General features: G+C 72.7%; 20 protein-coding genes. 6 read left to right on the top strand and 14 right to left on the bottom strand.

Going from position 1 to position 23511, the window contains the following annotated elements:
• The first annotated feature begins 50 nt into the window (after positions 1 to 50).
• From zwf to pgl, 3 genes are all read left to right on the top strand, one after another.
• On the top strand, positions 51 to 1565 hold the full coding sequence (gene zwf, locus ACSDG8_RS26925) for a glucose-6-phosphate dehydrogenase (protein ID WP_210895036.1): 1515 nt from the start codon (positions 51 to 53) through the stop codon (positions 1563 to 1565).
• Positions 1562 to 2578, top strand: a complete 1017-nt coding sequence (locus ACSDG8_RS26920; protein ID WP_210895035.1) for a glucose-6-phosphate dehydrogenase assembly protein OpcA — start codon at positions 1562 to 1564, stop codon at positions 2576 to 2578. Before zwf ends, ACSDG8_RS26920 begins: the two co-directional genes overlap by 4 nt.
• Positions 2579 to 2644: 66 nt before the next feature.
• Positions 2645 to 3415: a 6-phosphogluconolactonase gene (gene pgl / locus ACSDG8_RS26915; RefSeq protein WP_184686807.1), complete on the top strand. Its 771-nt coding sequence runs from the start codon at positions 2645 to 2647 to the stop codon at positions 3413 to 3415.
• 67 nt (positions 3416 to 3482) lie between these two features.
• On the opposite strand, the gene ACSDG8_RS26910 is transcribed toward pgl, so the two are convergent.
• From ACSDG8_RS26910 to rapZ, 8 genes are all read right to left on the bottom strand, one after another.
• Positions 3483 to 3827, bottom strand: a complete 345-nt coding sequence (locus ACSDG8_RS26910) for an RNA polymerase-binding protein RbpA (protein ID WP_210895034.1) — start codon at positions 3825 to 3827, stop codon at positions 3483 to 3485.
• A 130-nt stretch (positions 3828 to 3957) separates the two neighbouring features.
• Positions 3958 to 4218, bottom strand: a complete 261-nt coding sequence (gene secG / locus ACSDG8_RS26905) for a preprotein translocase subunit SecG (protein WP_073831416.1) — start codon at positions 4216 to 4218, stop codon at positions 3958 to 3960.
• A gap of 95 nt (positions 4219 to 4313) precedes the next feature.
• Positions 4314 to 5105, bottom strand: a complete 792-nt coding sequence (tpiA, locus tag ACSDG8_RS26900; RefSeq protein WP_210895033.1) for a triose-phosphate isomerase — start codon at positions 5103 to 5105, stop codon at positions 4314 to 4316.
• The gene (locus ACSDG8_RS26895; RefSeq protein ID WP_210895032.1) at positions 5106 to 6305 is read right to left on the bottom strand and encodes a phosphoglycerate kinase; all 1200 of its coding nucleotides are present in this window, start codon (positions 6303 to 6305) and stop codon (positions 5106 to 5108) included.
• Positions 6302 to 7306, bottom strand: a complete 1005-nt coding sequence (gene gap, locus ACSDG8_RS26890) for a type I glyceraldehyde-3-phosphate dehydrogenase (RefSeq protein WP_073831419.1) — start codon at positions 7304 to 7306, stop codon at positions 6302 to 6304. Before gap ends, ACSDG8_RS26895 begins: the two co-directional genes overlap by 4 nt.
• A gap of 264 nt (positions 7307 to 7570) precedes the next feature.
• Positions 7571 to 8551, bottom strand: coding sequence for a DNA-binding protein WhiA (whiA, locus tag ACSDG8_RS26885; protein ID WP_030503240.1), 981 nt, complete (start codon positions 8549 to 8551; stop codon positions 7571 to 7573).
• 54 nt (positions 8552 to 8605) lie between these two features.
• Complete coding sequence (locus ACSDG8_RS26880; protein WP_210895031.1) at positions 8606 to 9613, bottom strand: gluconeogenesis factor YvcK family protein; 1008 nt, start codon at positions 9611 to 9613, stop codon at positions 8606 to 8608.
• Positions 9610 to 10533, bottom strand: coding sequence for an RNase adapter RapZ (gene rapZ, locus ACSDG8_RS26875; protein WP_374223491.1), 924 nt, complete (start codon positions 10531 to 10533; stop codon positions 9610 to 9612). The genes ACSDG8_RS26880 and rapZ overlap by 4 nt, the downstream gene beginning before the upstream one ends.
• 171 nt (positions 10534 to 10704) lie before the next feature.
• Between rapZ and recQ the strand changes: the two genes are divergently transcribed.
• Complete coding sequence (gene recQ, locus ACSDG8_RS26870) at positions 10705 to 12561, top strand: DNA helicase RecQ (protein ID WP_210895030.1); 1857 nt, start codon at positions 10705 to 10707, stop codon at positions 12559 to 12561.
• Between the two features lie 59 nt (positions 12562 to 12620).
• Here the strand turns inward: recQ and ACSDG8_RS26865 are convergent, their stop codons facing one another.
• From ACSDG8_RS26865 to rsgA, 5 genes are all read right to left on the bottom strand, one after another.
• Positions 12621 to 13277 (bottom strand): C39 family peptidase, encoded by a 657-nt coding sequence (locus tag ACSDG8_RS26865; RefSeq protein ID WP_210895029.1) that lies wholly within the window; start codon positions 13275 to 13277, stop codon positions 12621 to 12623.
• A 1043-nt stretch (positions 13278 to 14320) separates the two neighbouring features.
• Entirely contained in the window at positions 14321 to 16264 is a 1944-nt protein-coding gene (gene uvrC / locus ACSDG8_RS26860; RefSeq protein ID WP_210895028.1) for an excinuclease ABC subunit UvrC, read from the bottom strand.
• Between the two features lie 73 nt (positions 16265 to 16337).
• Positions 16338 to 16826 carry a Rieske (2Fe-2S) protein gene (locus ACSDG8_RS26855; RefSeq protein WP_073831424.1) on the bottom strand — a complete coding sequence of 163 codons (489 nt, stop codon included), beginning with the start codon at positions 16824 to 16826 and terminating at the stop codon, positions 16338 to 16340.
• A gap of 101 nt (positions 16827 to 16927) precedes the next feature.
• A complete protein-coding gene (gene uvrA / locus ACSDG8_RS26850; protein ID WP_210895027.1) occupies positions 16928 to 19870 on the bottom strand; it encodes an excinuclease ABC subunit UvrA in 2943 nt (980 codons plus the stop codon).
• 209 nt (positions 19871 to 20079) lie between these two features.
• Positions 20080 to 21159: a ribosome small subunit-dependent GTPase A gene (gene rsgA, locus ACSDG8_RS26845; protein WP_210895026.1), complete on the bottom strand. Its 1080-nt coding sequence runs from the start codon at positions 21157 to 21159 to the stop codon at positions 20080 to 20082.
• A gap of 224 nt (positions 21160 to 21383) precedes the next feature.
• Here rsgA and ACSDG8_RS26840 point away from each other — a divergent pair, with 224 nt between their 5' ends.
• Complete coding sequence (locus ACSDG8_RS26840) at positions 21384 to 22100, top strand: maleylpyruvate isomerase family mycothiol-dependent enzyme (protein WP_210895025.1); 717 nt, start codon at positions 21384 to 21386, stop codon at positions 22098 to 22100.
• A gap of 8 nt (positions 22101 to 22108) precedes the next feature.
• Positions 22109 to 22762, top strand: coding sequence for an MBL fold metallo-hydrolase (locus ACSDG8_RS26835; protein WP_210895024.1), 654 nt, complete (start codon positions 22109 to 22111; stop codon positions 22760 to 22762).
• 45 nt (positions 22763 to 22807) lie between these two features.
• On the opposite strand, the gene ACSDG8_RS26830 is transcribed toward ACSDG8_RS26835, so the two are convergent.
• Positions 22808 to 23422: a DedA family protein gene (locus ACSDG8_RS26830; protein ID WP_210942495.1), complete on the bottom strand. Its 615-nt coding sequence runs from the start codon at positions 23420 to 23422 to the stop codon at positions 22808 to 22810.
• Positions 23423 to 23511: the final 89 nt, after the last annotated feature.

The following is a 23511-nucleotide window of genomic DNA, read 5'->3' as shown; positions in this document are numbered from 1 at the left end:
CGATCAATGACCTGGAATCAGCGGACCGAGACGCAGGAGGAGGTGGCCCGGTGAACCCGCTGCGCGACGTCCAGGACCGGCGGTTGCCCCGGATCCCCGAGCCGTGTGCCCTGGTGATCTTCGGGGTGACCGGCGATCTGGCCCGCAAGAAGCTGCTGCCGGCGGTCTACGACCTGGCCAACCGGGGGCTCCTGCCGCCCGGGTTCGTGGTGCTCGGCTTCGCCCGCCGGGACTGGGGCGACGGCGACTTCGAGTCGGTGGCGCACGAGGCGGCCAAGAAGCACGCCCGTACCCCGTGGCGGGAGGAGGTGTGGGCCCGGCTGGCCGGCAACATCAAGTTCGTCGGCGGCTCGTTCGACGACGACGCCGCGTTCGACCAGCTCGCCGCCACCCTCGACGAGCTGCGCGACTCGCACGGCATCGCCGGCAACGCCGCCTTCTACTTCTCCATCCCCCCGGCGGCCTTCCCGGTGGTGCTCAAGCAGCTCGCCCGCACCGGCATGGCGGACAACGACAAGTCCGGCGGCTGGCGCCGCGTGGTGGTGGAGAAGCCGTTCGGCAACGACCTGCCCTCGGCCAAGGCGCTCAACGACCTGGTCGACGACGTCTTCACCCGCCAGGACGTGTTCCGGATCGACCACTACCTCGGCAAGGAGACGGTCCAGAACATCCTGGCGCTGCGGTTCGCGAACAACCTGTTCGAGCCGCTGTGGAACTCCAAGTACGTCGACTCGGTGCAGATCACCATGGCCGAGGACGTCGGCATCGGCACCCGGGCCGCCTTCTACGACTCCGTCGGCACCGCCCGCGACGTGCTCCAGAACCACCTGCTCCAGCTGCTCGCCCTGGTCGCGATGGAGGAGCCGACCAGCTTCGACGCCGACGAGATCCGCGCCGAGAAGCTCAAGGTGCTCAAGGCGATCACCGTGCCGCACGACGTCTCCCAGGACACCGTGCGCGGCCAGTACCTGCCCGGCTGGGTGGGCGGCGAGCGCGCCAAGGGCTACCTGGAGGAGGAAGGCGTCCCGGAGGGCTCCACCACCGAGACGTACGTGGCGGTGAAGCTGGGCATCCAGAACCGGCGCTGGGCCGGGGTGCCGTTCTACATCCGGGCCGGCAAGCGGCTGCCCCGGCGGGTCACCGAGGTGGCCATCATGTTCAAGAAGGCGCCGCACCTGCCGTTCAACGCCGCCGACATGGAGTCCCTCGGCCCCAACCAGCTCGTCATCCGGGTGCAGCCGGACGAGGGCGTGGTGCTGAAGTTCGGCTCCAAGGTGCCGGGCACCACGATGGAGGTCCGCGACATCGCGATGGACTTCCAGTACGGCGAGGCGTTCACCGAGTCCAGCCCCGAGGCGTACGAGCGGCTCGTGCTGGACGTGCTGATCGGCGACCGGACGCTGTTCCCGGACGCCGCCGAGGTGGAGCAGAGCTGGCAGGTCGTCGACCCACTGGAACACGCCTGGGAGGGCACCACGCCGGAGCCGTACCGGGCCGGCGAGTGGGGACCCCGGGCCGCCGACGAGATGCTGGCCCGCGAGGGCCGGGCTTGGAGAAGAGCATGATCGGGCTGTGGGACACCACCGGCAACGAGGTGGTCAAGGCGCTGGCCGCGGAACGGCGCAGCGCGGGCGGAGTGGCCAGCGGCATGGCGCTCACGCTGATCGTGGTGGTGGACGAGAAGCGGGTCCGGGAGGCCGAGGCGGCCGCCACCATCGCCGCGGCAGCGCACCCCTGCCGGCTGCTCGTGGTGGTCCGCTCCGACGTGGAACGCGACCGCAACCGGCTGGACGCGGAGATCGTCGTGGGCGGCCGGCTCGGGCCGTGCGAGGCGGTCGTGACCCGGATGTACGGGCGGCTCGCGCTGCACGCCGAATCCGTGGTGATGCCGCTGCTCGTGCCGGACGTGCCGGTGGTGACGTGGTGGCACGGCGAGCCGCCGGAGGAGATCGCCACCGACTTCCTCGGTGTGGTGGCCGACCGGCGGATCACCGACTCGGCGCAGGCCGCCGACCCGATCGCCGCGCTGCGGCAGCGGGCCCACGACTACGCCCCCGGAGACACCGACCTGGCGTGGACCCGGATCACCCCGTGGCGCACGCTCGTCGCGGGCGCGTTCGACACCACCCAGGCCCGGGTCACCGAGGCCAGCGTGGTGGCGCCCCCGTCGGACCCGACGGCGGCGCTGATGAGCGGGTGGCTCAAGGCCCGGCTCGGCATCGAACCGGCCTGGGAGCGGAGCGACGAGTTCCCGCGGATGCGTCAGGTGCAGCTGCGCTGCGCCAACGGCGACGAGCTGACGCTGACCCGGGACGACAGCATCGCGGTGTTCCGGCGTACCGGGCAGGAGGACCGCACGCTGCCGCTGGTCCGCCGGCCGCTCGGCGACGAGCTGGCCGAGGAGCTGCGGCGCCTCGACGCCGACCAGGTGTACGCGGAGGCGCTCGGCGCCGCGGCCGGGATCACCGGGCTCGACCAGCGCCCGGCCCAGCGGGTGCACGTGTGGAAGGATCCGGCGACCGCCCAGCGGGCCGAGGCCGGCGTGACCGCGCACGCGGGCGCGACCGCGAACGAGTGACCGCCCGGACCGGGCGGCCGGAAGCACAGGTGACCGCCGGTGGGCGGCCGGAACACGAGGGCACGGATGACTGAGGCGAGTGTCGCCGTACACGCCGACCCCGACCTGCTGGCGCAGGCGGTGGCGGCCCGGTTGGTGGTGAAGCTGCTCGACGCGCAGGCCGAGCGCGGCCAGGCGTCGGTGGTGCTGACCGGCGGGCGGATCGCCGCGGCGGTGTACCGGGCGGTCGGGCAGCTGCCCGCCCGGGACGCGGTCGACTGGTCCCGGGTCGACGTGTGGTGGGGTGACGAGCGGTTCCTGCCCGCCGGTGACCCGGAGCGCAACGAGACGCAGGCACGGGCGGCGCTGCTGGACACGGTGCCGCTGGACCCGGCGCGGGTGCACCCGATGCCGGCCTCCGACGGCCCGGCCGGTGATGACCCGGAGGCGGCCGCCGCCGGGTACGCGCGGGAGCTGGCCACCGCCGCCCGGCCCGGCAACGCGGTACTGCCCCACTTCGACGTGCTGATGCTCGGCGTCGGCGAGGACGGGCACGTGGCGTCGGTGTTCCCGGAGCACCCGGTGCACCACGACAACCGCCCGGTCAGCGCGGTGCGGGGCAGCCCGAAGCCGCCGCCGGTGCGGACCACGCTGACCCTGCCGACGATCAACACGGCCGAGGAGGTGTGGCTGATCGCCGCCGGGGCGGACAAGGCCCGGGCGGTGGGCATGGCGCTGGCCGGGGCCGGGCCGGTGCAGTTGCCGGCCGCCGGGGTGCAGGGCGTCTCCCGTACCCTCTGGCTGCTCGACCGGGCCGCGGCGGCCAACGTGCCCCCGCGCCTGCGCAGCCTCCGCTGAGGTGTAAGGAAGGGCCCCTTCTTAACGCCTCCGGTAGAGAAGGGGCCCCTTCTTAACACGTCTCGGCTCAGGCGCGGCCGCGTCGGCGGCGCAGCGCGTCGAGGGCCTCGGCGAGCAGCGCCTCACCCTCCTCCGGCGTGCGCCGCTCCTGCACGTACGCCAGGTGGGTCTTGTAAGGCTCGGGGCGCGGGCGGCCCGGCGGGTCGCCCGGGTCGGGGCCGGCCGGCTCGCCGCAGCGGGGGCACTCCCAGGCGGCTGGCGTCTCGGCCTCGGCGGCGATCAGGAACTCGACCCGGTGCCCGTGGCGGCACCAGTAGACGACCGGGCGGCGCGGGGCGGGCTCGACGCGCTGGTCGAAGCGCTCCGGGGCGGACCCGACCCGGGTGCCGCGGATCACGTTGTTGCTAGGCACTGTTGCTCGCTCCCTGTCGTCGGAGGGGACCGCCGCCGGAGGGGGTGGGCGACGGGCGACGCGCGGAGAAACAAAACTGCGCGCGGTCCGTGACGGACCGCGCGCAGATTGTACGCTTCTCAGCGCCGACTCAGGTGCCGGTGGCCATCTGCAGGCGCAGCCAGAGCCCGAGCCCGACGATGCAGGCGAACCAGACGATTCCCACCAGAACGGTGTAGCGGTCGAGATTCTTCTCGGCCACCGAGGAACCGGCCAGGCTGGAGCTGACGCCGCCGCCGAACATGCTCGACAACCCGCCGCCCTTGCCGCGGTGCAGGAGGATCAGCAGGACGAGCAGCACGCTGGTGATGACCAGCAACGTGATCATCGTATAGGCGAACCAGATCGGCATGGCGGGGGTCAGTCCTCTCGTTGCGATCACTGCCCGGACCTGTCGGGCACTGCGGCACCGACCGGTGGACGGGCAGCGTCAAGGATAGCGAGCGATCAGCGGGCGGTGTGCTCCGGGAACCGGCAGATCTTCGCGAACTCCTCCGCGTCCAGGCTCGCGCCCCCCACGAGGGCCCCGTCCACGTCCGGCTGGGCCATGATCGCGGCGACGTTCGACGCCTTGACCGACCCGCCGTAGAGGACCCGGACCTGCTCGGCGGTGTTCTCGTCGTAGGTCTCGGCGATGCGCTTACGCACCGCGCCGCAGACCTCCTGGGCGTCCTCCGGCGTGGCCGTCTTGCCGGTGCCGATCGCCCAGACCGGCTCGTACGCCACGACGACCTTGGTGACCTGCTCGGCGGTGAGACCCTTCAGCGCGCCGTCGAGCTGGTCGCAGCAGTGCCGCACCTGACCCGACTGCTCCCGGACCTCCAGGCCCTCGCCGATGCAGAGGATCGGGGTGAGCCCGTTCGCCAGCGCCGCCGACACCTTCGCGTTGACGAGCGCGTCGTCCTCGTGGTGGTACTGCCGCCGCTCGGAGTGGCCAACCACCACGTAGCCGCAGCCCAGCTTGGCCAGCATCGGACCGGCGATGTCACCGGTGTACGCGCCGGACGGGTGCGGCGACAGGTCCTGCGCGCCGTAGCCGATCAGCAGCTTGTCGCCGTCCACGGCGGTCTGCACGGTACGCAGATCGGTGAAGGGCGGCAGCACCACGCACTCGACGTCGGTGAGCTGCTTCTCGTTCAGGCTCGCGGCCAGCTTCTGCACCAGCAGGTTGGCCTCGAGGTGGTTCAGGTTCATCTTCCAGTTGCCGGCCATCAACGGCCGGCGGGTCGTGCTCGCCATTCAGTTCTCCAGGGCCGCGATGCCGGGGAGGGTCTTGCCCTCCAGGTATTCCAGGGAGGCGCCGCCGCCGGTGGAGATGTGCCCGAACGAGGACTCGTCCAGGCCCAGCGCGCGTACCGCCGCGGCCGAGTCGCCGCCGCCGACCACGCTGAACGCGTCGGCCTTGGTGATCGCCTCGGCCACGCCCCGGGTGCCGTTGGCGAACGCCGCCATCTCGAACACGCCCATCGGGCCGTTCCAGAAGATGGTCTTCGCCTGCGACAGCGCGGCGGCGAAACCGGCCACCGTCTCCGGGCCGATGTCCAGGCCCAGCCGGTGGCTGGGGATGCCGTCGGCGGGCACGGTGTCGTGCGCGGCGTCCGGCGCGAAGGCGTCGGCGGCCACCACGTCGACCGGGAGCATGATCTTGCCGGGCGCGCGCTCCATCAGGTTGCGGCAGGTCTCGACCATGTCCTTCTCCAGCAGCGACGTGCCCACCTCGTGGCCCTGAGCCTTGAGGAAGGTGAAGCACATCCCGCCGCCGATGAGCAGCCGGTCCACAGTCGGCAGCAGCGCCTCGATCACCGCGAGCTTGTCGGAGACCTTCGAGCCGCCCAGCACCACCACGTACGGCCGCTCCGGGGAGCCGGTGAGGCGGCTGAGCACCTCGACCTCGCGCAGCACCAGCCGCCCGGCGAAGTGCGGCAGCCGGGCCGGTACGTCGTGCACGCTGGCGTGCTTGCGGTGCACCGCGCCGAACGCGTCGTCCACGTACGCGTCACCGAGCGCGGCGAGCTGGTCGGCGAACGCGCCCCGCTCGGCGTCGTCCTTGCTGGTCTCGCCCTTGTTGAACCGCAGGTTCTCCAGCAGCGCGACCTGTCCGTCGGCCAGGCCGGCCACGGTGGACCGCGCCGAGTCACCGACGGTGTCCTCGGCGAAGGCCACCGGGGCGCCGAGCAGCTCACCGAGCCGCCCGGCGACCGGGCGGAGGCTGAACTGCGGGTCCGGGGCGCCCTTCGGGCGACCCAGGTGCGAGCAGACGACCACCTTCGCGCCGGCCTGCACCAGCGCGCTCAGCGTCGGCAGGACGGCCCGGATCCGGCCGTCGTCAGTGATCTCCCCGGTCTGCTTGTCGAGCGGGACGTTCAGGTCGGCGCGCACGAGCACGCGCCGACCTGACACCCCCTCGGCGAGCAGGTCGTCGAGGTTACGGATCGTCACAGCGACTGACCCACCAGCTTGACCAGGTCCACCAGGCGGTTCGAGTAGCCCCACTCGTTGTCGTACCAGCCGACGACCTTGACCTGGTTGCCGATCACCTTGGTCAGCGGCGCGTCGAAGATGCACGACGCCGGGTCGGTCACGATGTCGGCGGAGACGATCGGGTCCTCGTTGTAGGTGAGGATGCCCCGCAGCGGGCCCTCGGCGGCGGCCTTGAGCGCGGCGTTGACCTCGTCCACGGTGGTCTCCCGGCCGACCGTCACGGTCAGGTCGGTGGCGGAGCCGGTCGGGATCGGCACGCGCAGCGCGTAACCGTCCAGCTTGCCCTTCAGCTCCGGCAGCACCAGGCCGATCGCCTTCGCGGCGCCGGTCGAGGTCGGCACGATGTTGAGCGCGGCGGCGCGGGCCCGGCGCAGGTCCTTGTGCGGCGCGTCCTGCAGGTTCTGGTCCTGCGTGTACGCGTGGATGGTGGTCATCAGACCCTGCTGGATCCCGAACGTGTCCTGCAGAACCTTCGCCATCGGCGCGAGGCAGTTCGTGGTGCAGGAGGCGTTCGAGATGATGTTGTGCTTGGCCGGGTCGTACTGGTCCTGGTTGACGCCCATGACCACTGTGACGTCCTCGTTCTTCGCCGGCGCGGAGATGATGACCTTCTTGGCCCCGCCGTCGAGGTGCGCCTTCGCCTTGGTGCCGTCGGTGAAGAAACCGGTGGACTCGATGACGACGTCCGCGCCGACCTCGCCCCACGGCAGGTTCGCCGGGTCCTTCTCGGCGTACGCCTTGATGGTCTTGCCGCCCACGGTGATCTCGTCGGCGGTGGCCTTCACCTCGTGCGGGAGGCGGCCCAGGATGCTGTCGTACTTGACAAGGTGGGCGAGCGTCGCGTTGTCGGTCAGGTCGTTGACCGCCACGACCTCGATGTCAGCGCCGGACGCCAGCACTGCCCGGAAGAAGTTGCGGCCGATCCGGCCGAAGCCGTTGATGCCAACCCGGATGGTCACAGGTCCCATCTCCTCGCGTTCTGGTCCGCCGGCGCCAGACCGGGGCCGGCGGAGGTGTGTGCGCCGACCGTTGGAGCCGGCCGTCGACATGTCATCTCGGCCACCCCGCCGCGGTCACGGAGACCTGACCGCCCGAGGCGGTGAGCACGGCGAGGGATGCCTGTGCGCGGCCCCCTTGCCGTACGCAGCGACCATATCCGAGCGTGCGACGTCGCGCTGCGGCGGGTGGTGACCCCGCTCGCGGTGCTCGCCGCCCGAGTCCTATCAGACCACGAGCATGTCGGGCGTGACTGCCGCTTCCGTATCCGGGATGCCCAGGTCGCGGGCGCGCTTGTCGGCCAGCGCGAGCAGCCGGCGGATCCGGCCGGCGATGGCGTCCTTGGTCAGCGGCGGCTCGGCGAGCGCGCCCAGCTCCTCCAGGGACGCCTGACGGTGCTCCAGCCGCAGCCGGCCGGCCGAGGTCAGGTGGTTGGGCGCGTCGTCGGCGAGGATCTCCAGCGCGCGGGTCACCCGGGCGGCGGCGGCCACCGCGGCACGGGCCGAGCGGCGCAGGTTGGCGTCGTCGAAGTTGGCCAGCCGGTTGGCGGTGGCGCGCACCTCCCGGCGTACCCGCCGCTCCTCCCAGGCCAGCACGCTGGAGTGCGCTCCTATGCGGGTGAGCAGCGCGGCGATCGCGTCGCCGTCCTTGACCACCACCCGGTCCACGCCGCGCACCTCGCGGTTCTTCGCGGTGATGCCGATGCGGCGGGCCGCGCCGACGAGCGCCAGCGCCGACTCCGGGCCGGGGCAGGTGATCTCCAGCGCGCTGGAGCGGCCCGGCTCGGTGAGCGAGCCGTGCGCCATGAACGCGCCCCGCCAGGCCGAGACCGCGCAGCAGACGTTCGCCGCCACCACGTGCGGCGGCAGGCCGCGCACCGGGCGGCCTCGCACGTCGAGCAGGCCGGTCTGCCGGGCGAGCGCCTCGCCGTCCTTGACCACCCGCACGATGAAGTGGCTGCCCTTGCGCAGGCCGCCGGAGGCGAGCACGTGGATCTCGCTCGGGTAGCCGTAGACCTCGGCCACCTCCCGCCGCAGCCGGCGGGCCACCGCGCCGGTGTCCAGCTCCGCCTCGACCACGACGCGGCCCGACACGATGTGCAGACCGCCCGCGAAACGCAGCAGGGCGGCCATCTCCGCCCGCCGACAGCAGGGCTTGGGCACGTCGACCCGACTCAGCTCGTCCTTGACCGCAGCCGTCATCGCCATAGTGCGCCCCCTCACGGACCGGTTCCGGCGTGTCGCCGGTGTTTACGTACGTGTCTAACGATCGGCGCGCAGGACAGGCACCAGCGCGGCGCCCAGGGCAGCTGGATCATGACGGGGCGTGCCGTCGAGGACGGCGACGGGAGCGAGGACCAGCCGGGCACCAAGCGATTCTGCCGCACGTTCGACCGCCGCGGGATCACCCACCGCCGTCGAGTCCGCCAGCACCCGGTCCACCTTCAGCTCGGGCAGATAGCGCCGCAGCGTGTCCAGATGGTCGGGCAGGGAGAGCCCGGAGGTCTCCTTCTCGGCCACCAGGTTGAGCGTCACCAGCCGCCGCGCCGGGCTGGAGACGATCGCGTCGGCCAGGCCCGGCACCAGCAGATGCGGCAGCACGCTGGTGTACCAGCTGCCCGGCCCGAAGATCAGCCAGTCCGCGGCGCGTACCGCGGTCACCGCCTCGGCGCACGCCGCCGGCGCGGGCGGGTTGAGCCGCAGCGACTCGACGGTGCCCGGCGTGACCGCGACCTGGTGCTGCCCGCGCACGGTGGACACCTCGTCCGGATGGGCCGGGTCGGCGCCACGGACCCGGGCCTCGATGCCCACCGGCTGGCGGGACATCGGCAGCACCCGCCCCACCGAGCCGAGCATCGCGCCCGCGTGGTCGAGCGCGGCCACCGGATCGCCGAGCAGCTCGGTCAGGCCGTGCAGCAGCAGGTTGCCGACCGCGTGACCGGCGAGCGAGTCACCGGCGCGGGCGGCCGGGACCGGCGCGGCGAGCGTCGGCGCCGGCGGCACGGCGGTGGTGAAGCGGTACTGGAACAGCGCCGCGCTGCGCCGGGTCGCCGGATGGTCGCCGGCCAGCGCGACGAGCGCCTGACGCAGGTCACCCGGGGGCAGGCCGCCGCGCTCGGCGCGCAGCCGCCCGCTGGACCCGCCGTCGTCGCCGACGGTGACCACCGCGGTGATGTCCAGGTCCAGTTCGGGTACGCAGTGCCGCAGCGCCCGCAGCGACGCCGAGAGCCCGTGCCCGCCGCCGAAGGCGACCACTCTGGTCGGGATCACTCCCGCCCCAGGTCCCGGTGCTGGGCGTTGGCGGCTATGCCGGAGCGGCGCAGCCGGGCGGCCAACTCCTCGGCGATCGCCACGCTGCGGTGCTTGCCGCCGGTGCAGCCGACCGCCACGGTCAGGTAGCGCTTGCCCTCCCGCTCGAAGCCGGCGGTGGTGGCGTTGACCAGGTCGGCGTACCCGGCCACGAACGCGTCCGCGCCCTCCTGGCCCAGCACGTACGCGCTCACCGCCTCCTCCCGGCCGGTGTGCTCGCGCAGCTCCGGCACCCAGTACGGGTTGGGCAGGAACCGGGCGTCCATCACGAAGTCGGCGTCCGGGGGCAGTCCGTACTTGAAGCCGAACGAGATCACCGTGATCCGCAGCCGGCGGGCGTCCTCGCCGCCGAACAGCTCCTCGACCCGGCGCCGCAGCTGGTTCACGTTCAGGTGGCTGGTGTCGATGATCACGTCGGCCTGCTCGCGGGCCTCCTCCAGCAGCGTCCGCTCGACGGCGATGCCGTCGGCCAGCCGCCCGTCGCCCTGCAACGGGTGCGAGCGGCGCACGCTCTCGAACCGGCGGATCAGCACCTCGTCGTCGGCGTCGACGAAGACCACCCGCGGCTGGAAGCCGCGCTCGCGCAGCTCCCGGATCGCCCCGGCCAGGTCGGTGGAGAACGCGCGCGAGCGCACGTCCAGCACCATCGCCGTACGCCGGGCCGCGCCGCCGGCCTTGAACGCCAGCTCGGCCATGTCGAGCAGCAGCGCCTGGGGCAAATTGTCGACCACGTAGTAGCCGACGTTCTCCAGCGCCCGAGCCACAGTGCTGCGCCCGCCGCCGGACAGCCCGGTCACCACCACCAGTGAGGTGTCCGACTCGGCCGGTGCCGTCTCCGCCTCGGTCGGCCCCAGGTCTCCCGCTGTACGCGCCTCGCTCACCCGCTACCCCCAGCCGTGGCGCCGCGGCCGGTCGGCCGCGCATGGTCAATCAGCGACTCTAACGGCTGCGACCCGGCTCGGGATTCCACGGGGTGACGACCGGAACATGTCGCCGTCCCCGCAACGGCTCGCCGGGGCGGCGCTGTCGGGGGACGATCGTAGACTGCCCGGATGGTCTCCCCCACCGACGAGCGGACCACCTCCCCACCGGCCGGCGACGCGCTTGAGGTTCTGCGGCGGGTCTTCGGGTACGACGCCTTCCGCGGCTTCCAGCAGGAGGTCGTCGAGCACGTGGTGGGCGGCGGCGACGCGCTGGTGCTCATGCCCACCGGTGGCGGCAAGTCGCTGTGCTACCAGATCCCGGCGCTGGTGCGCGACGGCGTGGCGGTGGTCGTGTCGCCGCTGATCGCGCTCATGCAGGACCAGGTCGACGCGCTCACCGCCGTCGGCGTACGGGCCGGTTTCCTCAACTCGACGCAGGACCCGGCGCAGCGGCGCCGGGTCGAGGCGGCCTACCTCGCCGGCGAGCTGGACCTGCTCTACCTCGCCCCGGAAGGGCTCGCCGTGCGCTCCACGCTCGGCCTGCTGGAACGCGGCCGGATCGCCCTGTTCGCGATCGACGAGGCGCACTGCGTCTCGCAGTGGGGGCACGACTTCCGGCCCGACTACCTCAACCTGTCGATGCTGCACGAGCGCTGGCCGGACGTGCCCCGGATCGCGCTGACCGCCACCGCCACCCGGGCGACCCGCACCGAGATCGCCACCCGGCTGCGGCTCACCGAGGCCCGGCACTTCGTGGCCAGCTTCGACCGGCCCAACATCCAGTACCGCATCGTGCCCAAGCGGGAGCCGCGCAAGCAGTTGCTGAGCCTGCTGCGCGACGAGCATCCCGGCGACGCCGGCATCGTCTACTGCCTGTCCCGGGCCTCGGTGGAGAAGACCGCCGAGTTCCTGGTCGCCAACGGCATCCCCGCGCTGCCGTACCACGCCGGGCTGGACGCCACGACCCGCGCCACCAACCAGCAGCGCTTCCTGCGCGAGGACGGGCTGGTCATGGTCGCCACGATCGCGTTCGGCATGGGCATCGACAAGCCCGACGTACGCTTCGTCGCCCACCTCGACCTGCCCAAGTCGGTCGAGGGCTACTACCAGGAGACCGGCCGCGCCGGGCGCGACGGGCTGCCGTCCATGGCCTGGCTGGCGTACGGGCTGCAGGACGTGGTGCAGCAGCGCAAGATGATCGAGACGTCGGAGGGCGACCTGGCGCACCGGCGCAACCTCGCCGCCCACCTGGACGCGATGCTGGCGCTCTGCGAAACGGTCCGCTGCCGCCGCTCGCAACTGCTCGAATACTTCGGCGAGACCGGCGTGGCCGCCTGCGGCAACTGCGACACCTGCCTCGACCCGCCGGAGTCCTGGGACGGCACCGTCGCCGCGCAGAAGCTGCTCTCCACCGTCTACCGGCTCGACCGCGAACGCAACCAGCGCTTCGGCGCCGGGCACAGCATCGACATCCTGCTCGGCAAGCACACCGACAAGATCGACCAGTACGGCCACGACTCGCTCAGCACGTTCGGCATCGGCACCGACCTGCGCGAGGCCGAGTGGCGTGGCGTGGTGCGCCAACTGCTCGCCGAGGGTCTGCTCGCCGTCGAGGGCGACTACGGCACGCTGGCGCTGACCGAGGCCAGCGCGGACGTTCTCGGCCGCCGCCGTACCGTCACACTGCGCAAGGAGCCGGAGCGTCCGGCGGCCGGCCGGTCCGCCAAGCCCCGGGGCGCCGCCACAGTCGTCGCCGACCTCTCCCCCGCCGCCGCGCCCGTCTTCGAGCGGCTCCGCGCGTGGCGCGCCGCCACCGCCAAGGAACAGGGCGTCCCGGCGTACGTCATCTTCCACGACGCGACGCTGCGGCAGATCGCCGCCGAGCCACCGGCCTCCCTGGCCGAACTGTCCCGGGTCAACGGGGTGGGCGAGAACAAGCTCGCCAAGTACGGCGAGGCGATCCTGGCCGTACTCGCCGAGTCCTGAGTACGCGAAAGGGCCCGACCCCTGTGGTGGGGTCGGGCCCTTTCGTCATGGTGGTTGGGTCAGGAGCTGTAGCCGCGGCTGGCGATCCAGCGGGCGAGTTCGTCGACGTCCATGCGGTAGGAGGCCTGGTTCGGGTTGGCCGAGTCGGCGATCGTGACGATCTTGCCGTCGTCGCGGTAGCCGACCACGCTGATGTAGTGGCCGCCCTCGAAGGAGTGGGCGTTGCCGTCGGTGTCGGTGGCGGTGCCGGCGATGTTGGCGACCACGGCGCGGCCGTCGTCGACGGTGGTGACCACGTCGGCGCGCAGCTTGTCGACCTTGTCGCGGTCGCGGGCCTTGTCCACGGGGATCTCGGTGGACTTGTAGACGTCCTTACCGGTCTCCTTGTTCAGCACCGGGGTGATGTCGTTGATGGAGTTGGTGCCGGCCTCGGTGGTGCCCATCTCCTGGGCCATGGCGTGCACGTCGATGTTCTTGCCCTGCACGCTCAGGGCGTTACGGGCGGCGGCGGGGCCGCAGAAGTAGAAGTTGGGCTGGGCTTCGTAGCGCACGTCCAGTTCCCGCTCGCCGTGGCCCTTACGGTCAGCCACCACACTGGAGGTGGGGCTGGTGGTGGGGGCGGCGTGGGCGGCGATGGCGGGGCCGGCGATTCCACCGGCGGTGGCGGCGATGCCGGCAGCGGTCAGAACGGTCTTGCGCAGCAGAGTGGTAGCCATGATCAGTTGCCTCTCTGTCGGGGGTACGCGGCGATGGGGGATGCCGCGAAAGGGGGAGGTCTTGGGGGTGCCCGTGAAAGGGCTGGCACGCGGGCGGCCGTGGGGCCTGCTCTGCGCGGCTCGGGGTGTAACGACTTGCGGGCCGGGGTCATTCCCGCCGACCGTGCTTCCTGGCCGGGGTGATGACCGTGGTGGCCTGCGGGGATGTAACGACGTCCGGGCCGGGCCGATTCCCTGACCTGGCGATCCGCTCGCCGGCGCCGGGCCGGGTGCTCCGCGGCTCGTGCCGGTGTTCGGGCGGTCAGCTATGTACAACGCCCCGCGCCCGCCGCCGATTCCACCCCCACGGTGGCACCGACCACAGCCCCGCAAGGCCCACCGCCGCGAACCGGACACCGCTCACCAAACCACCCGCCTCGGTCCCGCCCCGGTGCGGATGGCCCGGGCGGGGTGCGGATGGAATCCGCGAGATGCTGGCCTCGAACGGCCAGCCGTCACAGCTCCACCCGACCCACACGCGCGATCTTGCACTTGGGTGTCCGGCAAACCTCGCAGAGCTGGCATCCCTGGGGCACTAAGTGCAAGATCGCGTGGGCGTGGGCGTGGTGCGTGGGCGCGGGCAGGGGCATGGGCCACTGCCGTGGGCGCGGGCGCTGCCGTGGGCGGGGGCGCTGCCGTGGGCGCGGGCGCTGCCGTGGGCGCGGGCGCGGGCCGTTAAGCCGTGGCCGGGGGCCGGGGGCCGGGCGTGAGCGGTCGACGGTGACCCCGTGACAGCACTCGCGTCCAGGACTGGGCTGCCGTTTCGCACCCACCACACACAGTCCGCGCGGTGAGCGAGATCTTGGTACCAAATGGCCCCTATGGGGGCACTTCCGTACCAAGATCTGCCAGGACTCTCAGCATGCGGGACAGCGCTCGCACCAACCGGGAGCCCGACCGTCGGTGGAACGTCATGGGTGTCAAACGGGGGCGGAGACACCCATGGCGTCCCACTCAGGCGTTGACGTGCCGGCAGGCCGGATGGCGAGCGAGCGCAGGGAAGGTCAGGACGGGGTCGTGGCGTCGGCCGGGGAGCCGTCCAGTGCGGCCAGGATCGCCTCGGCCGTACGCCTGCCGACGCCGGGCACCTCGGTGATCTCCTCCACGGTGGCGGTGGAGAGCCGCTTCAACGAGCCGAAGTGCCGCAGCAGCGCCTTGCGGCGTACCTCGCCGAGGCCGGGCACATTGTCCAGCGCCGACTCGGTCATCCGCTTGGAGCGGCGCTGCCGGTGGAACGTGATGGCGAAGCGGTGCGCCTCGTCGCGTACGCGTTGCAGCAGGTAGAGCGCCTCGGACGTGCGGGGCAGGATCACCGGGAACTCGTCGTCGGGCAGCCAGACCTCCTCCAGCCGCTTGGCCAGCCCGCACAGCGCCACGTCGTCGATGCCCAGCTCGGCGAGCGCCTTCGCGGCGGCGGCGACCTGGGGCGGGCCGCCGTCGACGACGACGAGCTGCGGCGGGTACGCGAACTTGCGCGGCCGCCCGGTGGTCGGGTCGATGCCGGGCCGGTCGGGGTCGGAGGCGGTCTCCTCGCCCAGCTCACCGGTCTCGGCGCGGGCGTCGAGGTAGCGGGCGAAGCGCCGCCGCAGCACCTCGGACATGGCCGACAGGTCGTCGGTGGCGCCGCGCACGATGAAGCGACGGTATTCGCTCTTGCGGGGCAGCCCGTCCTCGAACACGACCATGCTGGCGACCACGTCGGTGCCCTGGATCTGCGAGACGTCGAAGCACTCGATGCGCAGCGGTGACGTGTTCATGGCGAGCGCGTCGGCGATCTCGTCGAGCGCCTGGCTGCGGGTGGTCAGGTCGCCGGCCCGCTTGAGCTTGTGCCGGGCCAGCGCGTCCTTGGCGTTGCGCTCGACTGTCTCCAGCAGCGACCGCTTGTCGCCGCGCTGCGGAACCCGCAGCGAGACCCGGCTGCCCCGGCGGGTGGAGAGCCAGTCGGCGAGCGCGTCGGCGTCGCCGGGCAACTCGGGGACGAGCAGCTCGCGCGGCACGTCGGCCTCGCCCTGCTCGCCGCCGTACACCTGGGTGCAGAAGTGGTGCACGAGGTCGCCGGTGCTCAGCTCCTCGGTCTTCTCCACCACCCAGCCGCGCTGGCCGCGCACCCGGCCGCCGCGCACGTGGAACACCTGCACGGCGGCTTCGAGCGGGTCGTCGGCGAACGCGACCACGTCGGCGTCGGTGCCGTCGCCGAGCACCACCGTCTGCTTCTCCATGGCCCGGCGCAGCGCCGCGACGTCGTCGCGCAGGCGGGCGGCCCGCTCGAACTCCAGTTGCTCGCTGGCGTCGAGCATCTCCTTCTCCAGCCGGCGGACCATGGTGTCGGTGCGGCCGGCCATGAAGTCGCAGAAGCCGTCGACGATCTCGCGGTGCCGTTGCGCGGTGACGCTGCCGACGCACGGCGCGGAGCACTTGCCGATGTAACCGAGCAGGCAGGGCCGGCCGACCTGCCCGGCCCGCTTGAACACCCCGGAGGAGCAGGTCCGCGCCGGGAAGACGCGCAGCAGCAGGTCGAGCGTCTCGCGGATCGCCCAGGCATGGGAGTACGGCCCGAAGTAGCGCACGCCCTTGCGCTTGGCGCCGCGCATCACCTGCAACCGGGGGTATTCCTCGTCGAGCGTGACCGCGAGATAGGGGTACGACTTGTCGTCGCGGTAGCGGACGTTGAACCGGGGGTCGTACTGCTTGATCCAGGTGTATTCCTGCTGGAGCGCCTCGACCTCGGTGGCGACGGTGATCCAGTCGACCGACTCGGCGGTGAAGACCATCTGCCGGGTGCGCTGGTGCAGGCCGACCGGGTCGGCGAAGTAGGAGTTGAGCCGGCTGCGCAGGTTGCGCGCCTTGCCGACGTAGATCACCCGGCCGGTGCCGTCGCGGAAGCGGTAGACCCCTGGCGACTCCGGGATGGTGCCGGGCGCGGGACGGTAGGTCGAGGGGTCAGCCACGCCGTCAAGCCTAGTCCGCACCCCCGACACCCGGCCGCCGCCGCGCCCCCGGGCGACCGGGGGCGCGGCGGGGTCAGGCCAGGCGGATCTGGTCGCCGTCGACGGTGATCTCCTTGGCCGGGAGCGGCTTGGTGGCCGGGCCGCCCTTCACCGAGCCGTCGGTGATGGAGAACCGGCTGTTGTGGCAGGTGCAGTTGATCGTGCCGCCGTCGACGTTCGACACCGGGCAGCGCTGGTGCGTGCAGATCGGGTCGAACGCCTTGAACTGGCCGGCCTCGGGCTGGGTGATCACCACGCCCTGGCTGGCGAAGACCGCGCCGCCGCCGACCGGGATGTCCGAGGTACGGGCCACGGCGTTGCTGCCGGCCCGGTCACCGCCGCCGGCGTCACCGGTGGCGGTGGCGCCGGGCGGGCCACCGCTGGTCGGGGCGAGCCCGGGCGACGCGTCGTCGTCGCTGCCGCAGCCTGCGAGCACCACGGCCGCGCCGACCGCGCCGGCGCCGGCGAGCAGGGCACGGCGGCTCTGGGTGACCGGTCGGGTCAACGCCTGGTCATCACTCATATCCGGCCTTTCTCTCGACTTACTGCGGAAACACGCACCAGCGTGGGACACGGTTCATACTGGCGCGTCAACGAACCGGGCATCGCGGTGGAGGACGTCGGTCAGCGCGCCCCGGCCGGCACCTTGCGGGCCCGCGGCTTGGCGGTGCCGTTGGCCTTGGCCGCCCGGGTGGTGGCCGCCTTGGCGCCCTTGGCCTGCCCGTCGAGCTTGAGGATCGGCCGCAGGAACTGCCCGGTGTGGCTCTCCGGCACCTCGGCGACCTCCTCCGGCGTGCCGGTGGCGAGCACGGTGCCGCCCCGGTGGCCGCCCTCGGGACCCATGTCGATGAGCCAGTCGGCCGTCTTGATCACGTCGAGGTTGTGCTCGATGGTGATGACCGTGTTGCCCTTGTCGACCAGGCCCTCCAGCACCATCAGCAGCTTGCGGATATCCTCGAAGTGCAGGCCGGTGGTGGGCTCGTCGAGCACGTAGACGGTGCGGCCGGTGGAGCGCTTCTGCAGCTCGGAGGCGAGCTTGACGCGCTGCGCCTCGCCGCCGGACAGCGTCGGCGCGGGCTGGCCGAGGCGCACGTAGCCGAGGCCGACGTCGACGAGCGTCTTGAGGTGCCGGTGGATGGCCGGGATGGCGGAGAAGAACTCGGCCGCCTCCTCGATCGGCATGTCCAGCACCTCGGCGACCGTCTTGCCCTTGTAGTGCACTTCGAGCGTCTCGCGGTTGTAACGCGCGCCCTTGCACACCTCGCAGGGGACGTAGACGTCCGGCAGGAAGTTCATCTCGATCTTGATGGTGCCGTCGCCGGAGCACGCCTCGCAGCGCCCGCCCTTGACGTTGAACGAGAACCGGCCCGGGCCGTACCCCCGGACCTTGGCCTCGGTGGTCTCGGCGAAGAGCTTGCGGACGTGGTCCCAGACCCCGGTGTAGGTCGCCGGGTTGGAGCGCGGGGTACGCCCGATCGGCGACTGGTCCACGCCGACGACCTTGTCCACGTTCTCCAGGCCGGTGATCCGGGTGTGCCGGCCGGGCACCAGCCGGGCACCGTTGATCTGGTTGGCCAGCACGGCGTAGAGGATGTCGTTGACGAGCGTCGACTTGCCCGAGCCGCTGACCCCGGTGACCGCGATGAGCTGGCCGAGCGGGAAACTCACTGTCAGGTTGCGCAGGTTGTGCTCGCGCGCGCCGTGCACCACCAGCTCGCGGCCCGGCGTCTGCGCGCGGCGGGCGGCCGGCGTCGGGATGGCCTTGCGCCCGGACAGGTACGCCCCGGTGACCGACTCGGTGTTGTCCAGCAGCGCCGGCACCGAGCCGCTGTGCACGATCTTGCCGCCGTGCTCGCCCGCGCCCGGGCCGATGTCGACGATCCAGTCGGCGACCCGGATGGTGTCCTCGTCGTGCTCGACCACGATCAGCGTGTTGCCCAGCCCACGCAGCCGCAGCAGCGTCTCGATGAGCCGGTGGTTGTCGCGCTGGTGCAGGCCGATGGACGGCTCGTCGAGCACGTAGAGCACGCCGACCAGGCCGGAGCCGATCTGGGTGGCGAGCCGGATGCGCTGCGCCTCGCCGCCGGAGAGCGTGCCGGCGGGCCGGTCCAGGGAGAGGTAGTCCAGCCCGACGTCGAGCAGGAACTTCAGCCGGGCGTTGATCTCCTTGAGCACCCGCTCGGCGATCATCTTCTGCCGGTCGGTCAGCTCGATGCCGGCCAGCAGGTCGGCGGCCTCGCCGACGGACAGGTTGCAGACCTCGGCGATGCTCTTGCCGGCCAGGGTGACCGCGAGCACCTCGGGCTTGAGTCGCGCGCCGCCGCAGGCCGCGCAGGGCACGTCCCGCATGTAGCCCTCGTACTTGTCGCGGGACCACTCCGACTCGGTGTCGGTGTGCCGGCGCTCGATCCACTGCACCACGCCCTCGAAGCCGGTGTAGTAGGAGCGCTCGCGGCCGTACTTGTTGCGGTAGCGCACGTGCACCTGGTCGTCGGAGCCGTGCAGGATCGTCTTCTGCGCCCGCGACGGCAGCGCCCGCCACGGCGTGTCGATGTCGAAGTGCTCGGCCTCGCCCAGCGCCTCCAGCAGCCGCAGGAAGTATTCGAGGTTGTGCCCGGTGGCCCACGGCTGGATCGCGCCCTCGCGCAGCGTGCGCTCCGGGTCGGGGATGACCAGCTCGGGGTCGACCTCCTTCTTGGTGCCCAGGCCGGTGCACTCCGGGCAGGCGCCGTAGGGGGCGTTGAAGGAGAAGACCCGGGGTTCCAGGTCCTCGATGGCGAGGGGGTGGTCGTTCGGGCAGGCCAGGTGCTCGGAGTAGCGGCGCTCGCGGGCCGGGTCGTCCTCCGGCAGGTCGACGAAGTCGAGCAGCACCAGGCCGCCGGAGAGCCCGAGCGCGGCCTCGACCGAGTCGGTCAGCCGCTGCTTGGCGGTCGGCTTGACGCTGAGCCGGTCGATCACCACCTCGATGGTGTGCTTCTCCTGCTTCTTGAGCTTCGGCGGCTCGGTCAGCGGGTGCACCACGCCGTCGACCCGGGCCCGGGCGTAGCCCTTGGCCTGGAGTTCGGCGAACAGGTCGACGTACTCGCCCTTGCGGCCGCGCACCACCGGCGCGAGCACCATGAACCGGGTGCCCTCGGCCATGGCCAGGACCCGGTCGACGATCTGCTGCGGGCTCTGCTTGGAGATCCGCTCGCCACAGATCGGGCAGTGCGGCTCGCCGATGCGGGCGAACAGCAGACGGAGGTAGTCGTAGACCTCGGTGATGGTGCCGACGGTGGAGCGCGGGTTGCGCGAGGTGGACTTCTGGTCGATGGAGACGGCGGGGCTGAGGCCCTCGATGAAGTCGACGTCGGGCTTGTCCATCTGGCCGAGGAACTGCCGGGCGTACGACGACAGCGACTCGACGTAGCGGCGCTGCCCCTCCGCGAAGATGGTGTCGAACGCCAGGCTCGACTTGCCCGAACCGGAGAGCCCGGTGAAGACGATCAGGGCGTCCCGGGGCAGGTCGAGACTGACGTCACGCAGGTTGTGCTCGCGCGCGCCACGGATGATCAGTCGGTCGGCCACGGTGCGTGTGCTCCCGGAAGAAGAATATGAGGCGGATCTGTGCATCAGACGCCGGGTCTGGATGGTTTTCACAGGTTGTCGGGGGCGCAGAGAAAACGCCCCGGCAACTCTAGCCCCGACGTATGACAACTTCCGTCGCGCGAACATTCCCCCAGCTCAGGCCGGTCGGGCGGGAACCACTCACTCCTGCCCGACCGGCTCGGGCCGGTTCAGAATGCCCCGGGAGCCGGGGGCGTCGCCGGACGCCCCGTGCGTCGCCGCCCGCCACGCCAGCCGCCCCGCCGTTCGGCCGCCAGCCGGGCCGCGCGCCGGCCGCCCTCGTACTCGATCTCCCGCTGCAGCCGGCGCCAGCTCTCCCAGCGGCGCACCGGCAGCACGCCGTCCTCCAGCGCGTCGCGCACCGCGCAGCCCGGCTCGGCGTCGTGGGCGCAGTCGCCGTACCGGCAGCCGGCGGCCAGCTCGGCGATGTCGGCGAAGGCGCGGTCCAGACCGGCGGCGCCGTCGAGCAGGCCGACCGCCCGTACACCCGGGGTGTCCAGCACCGCTCCCCCACCCGGCAGCGGCACCAGCGACCGCCAGGTGGTGGTGTGCCGGCCCTTGCCGTCGACCCGGCGGATCGCCTGGGTCCGCATCACCTCCGCCCCGGCCAGCGCGTTGACCAGGCTCGACTTGCCGGCGCCGGATGGACCGAGCAGGCCGAGCGTGCGCCCGGGGCCGACGAACCGGCGCAGCGGCGCCAGGCCGGCGCCCCGCTCGGCGCTCACCGGCAGCACCGGCACGCCCGGCGCGAGGTCGGCCAGCTGCCGGGCCACCGCGTCCGGGTCCGCGGCGAGGTCGGCCTTGGTGAGCACGACGAGCGGCTCCGCGCCGGACTCGTGCACCAGGGACAGCAGCCGCTCGATCCGCGCGGCGTCCGGCTCCGGGTGCACCGGCTCGACCACCGCGGCGGCGTCGAGGTTGGCGGCCAGCACCTGGCCGCTGGCGTCCTTGCCGGCGGTACGCCGCACCAGCGCGGTACGCCGCGGCAGCACCGCCTCCAGGGTGACCGGTCCGTCCGGCCAGGTGGACAGCAGCACCCAGTCACCCGCGCAGGGCAGCGCGGTCAGGTCACGGGCGGCGGCGGCGAGCACGGCGCCGCCGAGGCTGGCCCGTACCGGCCCCTGCGGGCTCAGCACGGTGCAGACGCCCCGGTCCACCCGGGCGACCCGCCCGGGACGGTGGCCGGCACGCCGGTCGAGGTGGGCCGCCCAGTCGGCGTCCCAGCCGAGGGCGGTCAGATCGAGAGTCATGGTGTCCTCATCGGTGTCGAGGGGATGCATGGCGGAACACACGCGCTGCGACCGGCATGCGCACCACCTCCCCTCCGACTCCCGGTGCCGCAGTTGGCGACGACCCGGGCCGCGCGGCCCGAGGTCGTCGGCCCCGACGGTAGGTGGCGCGCCGACGCGCCGAAAGCGATTTCCCCGGCGGCGTGGCCCGCCCCGGCCCGCTAGGGTCGAGCCGTGAGAACGAGATGACCGCCGACCCCCTGCTGCTGACCGGCCCGCTGGCCGAGGCGAACGACCGGCTCCTGCGTACCGTCTCCGGCCTGACCGCCGCGGACGTCGCGGCGCCCTCCCTGCTGCCGGGCTGGTCCCGGGCGCACGTGCTCACCCACCTGGCCCGCAACGCCGACGGGTTCGTCAACCTGCTCACCTCCGCGCGCACCGGCGAGGACATCCCGATGTACGCCTCGGCGCAGGTCCGCGCCGCCGACATCGACGCCGGCGCCGACCGCGGTCCGGCCGACCTGCTCGACGACGTACGCCGCAGCGGCCAGCGCTTCGACGCGGCGGTCGCGGCGATGCCCGTCGACGCCTGGGGCGCCACCGTGCAGACCCGGCGCGGCCCCTGGCCGGCGGCGATGCTGGTCTGGGGCCGGCTGCGCGAGGTCGAGGTCCACCACGTCGACCTGGCGGCCGGTTACCGGCCGGCGGACTGGCCGGAGGCGTTCGCCCAGCGGCTGCTGCACGAGGTGGTGACCGGGCTGTCCGGCAATCCGGCCGCGCCGGCCATGGTGCTGCGCTTCGACGGCGCGGCCTCCGAACTCGTCGTGGGCGACCCCGAGGGGGCGCCCACGGTCACCGGCCCCGCGCCGGAACTCGCCGCCTGGCTGACCGGCCGGGGCGCGGGCGAGCTGCTCACCGTCGACCCCGACGGCCCTCTGCCCAACCCACCGGAATGGATCTGAGCATCGTCATGACCTACACCGGAGACGTCACGCCCGGCGGGCCGCCGGCCGTACGCGAGCTCGACCGGCTCACCGTCAGCAAGCTGTCGGTGGGCCCGATGGACAACAACGCCTACCTGCTGCGCTGCCAGGCCACCGGCGAGCAGGTGCTGATCGACGCCGCGAACGAGGCGCCACGCCTGCTGGAGCTGGTCGGCGACGGCGGGCTGTCCGCCGTGGTGACCACGCACCGGCACATGGACCACTGGGTCGCGCTGGAGGAGGTGGTGGCCAAGACCGGTGCGCGCGCGCTCGTGCACGCCGACGACGCGGAGGGCCTGCCGATCGAGGCCGAGCGGCTCAGCGAGGGCGACACCGTGCCGGTGGGCGACTGCGCGCTGGAGGTCATCCACCTGCGCGGGCACACGCCGGGCTCGATCGCGCTGCTCTACCGCGACCCGTCCGGCACCCCGCACCTTTTCACCGGGGACTCTCTCTTCCCGGGCGGGGTCGGAAACACCGACCAGGACCCGGAGCGCTTCGGGCAGCTCATCGACGACGTCGAGGCCAAGCTCTTCGACCGCCTGCCCGACGACACCTGGTTCTACCCGGGGCACGGCAAGGACAGCACCATCGGCGCCGAGCGGCCCGCCGTGCCGCAGTGGCGCGCCCGCGGCTGGTGAACACGACCGGCCCGGCCTCCCCCGTGGCGGCCGGGCCGGTCGCGGTCAGCCGGTGACAGTGACCGCGCGCAGCCGGCGCCGGGTGGCGAGCAGCACCGGCCCGGCGAGCAGCAGCCCGACCGCCATGGTCAGCACCGTGGGGTTCAGCGCGCCGGGAAGCAGCCCGGTCAGCGCCCGCGCGGTGAGCCCGAGCGCCACGTAGAGCCCGGCCCAGGCGGTCGCCCCGGCCGCCGCGCAGGCCAGGAACCGCCGGTACGACATCCGCAGCCCGCCGGCGGCCAGCGGCAGCAACGCGTTGAACACCGGCAGGAACGGCGCCACCAGCACGATCCGTCCGCCGCCGCGGTGCAGCAGCGTCTCGGCGGCGGCCCACCGGGACTCGCCGATCCAGCCGCCCACCCGGCTGTCCCGCAGCTGCCCGCCCCAGCGCCGTCCGGCGAAGAAGCTCAGCGACCAGCCCGCCAGGCAGCCGGCGACCACCGCCGCGACGGTCAGCGCACCGCCGGCCGGGCGACCGGCGCCGACCGCCGCGAGCACCGCGGCGTCGCCGGGCACCAGCACCCCGATCAGGGGTACGGCGTCGGCGAGCATCACGATGCCCAGCAGACCCATCAGCAGGGTGGTGGGCAGCTCACCGGCGGCGGCCACGAGATCGTTCATGAGCTGCACGCTATGGCCCGCCGGTCACCCGGCACATCGGGCATGATCCCCCAGTGGCCCCGGACACCCGACCCGGAGATCCCTGAGGG

It is taken from the genome of Micromonospora sp. LA-10 (assembly GCF_051853095.1).
GTDB classification, from domain to species: Bacteria; Actinomycetota; Actinomycetes; order Mycobacteriales; family Micromonosporaceae; genus Micromonospora; species Micromonospora echinospora_A.
Note: the sequence above shows the minus strand (reverse complement) of the source record. Positions and strands in the feature narration are given on the sequence as shown.

Coding starts and splice junctions, on each gene's coding strand:
- ACSDG8_RS26920 (WP_210895035.1), top strand. CDS start 1,562: ATGATCGGGCTGTGGGACACCACCGGCAACGAGGTGGTCAAGGCGCTG.
- ACSDG8_RS26865 (WP_210895029.1), bottom strand. CDS start 13,277: ATGGCTACCACTCTGCTGCGCAAGACCGTTCTGACCGCTGCCGGCATC.
- recQ (WP_210895030.1), top strand. CDS start 10,705: ATGGTCTCCCCCACCGACGAGCGGACCACCTCCCCACCGGCCGGCGAC.
- ACSDG8_RS26840 (WP_210895025.1), top strand. CDS start 21,384: ATGACCGCCGACCCCCTGCTGCTGACCGGCCCGCTGGCCGAGGCGAAC.
- ACSDG8_RS26835 (WP_210895024.1), top strand. CDS start 22,109: ATGACCTACACCGGAGACGTCACGCCCGGCGGGCCGCCGGCCGTACGC.
- pgl (WP_184686807.1), top strand. CDS start 2,645: ATGACTGAGGCGAGTGTCGCCGTACACGCCGACCCCGACCTGCTGGCG.
- rsgA (WP_210895026.1), bottom strand. CDS start 21,159: ATGACTCTCGATCTGACCGCCCTCGGCTGGGACGCCGACTGGGCGGCC.
- secG (WP_073831416.1), bottom strand. CDS start 4,218: ATGCCGATCTGGTTCGCCTATACGATGATCACGTTGCTGGTCATCACC.
- ACSDG8_RS26855 (WP_073831424.1), bottom strand. CDS start 16,826: ATGAGTGATGACCAGGCGTTGACCCGACCGGTCACCCAGAGCCGCCGT.
- tpiA (WP_210895033.1), bottom strand. CDS start 5,105: ATGGCGAGCACGACCCGCCGGCCGTTGATGGCCGGCAACTGGAAGATG.
- ACSDG8_RS26830 (WP_210942495.1), bottom strand. CDS start 23,422: ATGAACGATCTCGTGGCCGCCGCCGGTGAGCTGCCCACCACCCTGCTG.
- whiA (WP_030503240.1), bottom strand. CDS start 8,551: ATGGCGATGACGGCTGCGGTCAAGGACGAGCTGAGTCGGGTCGACGTG.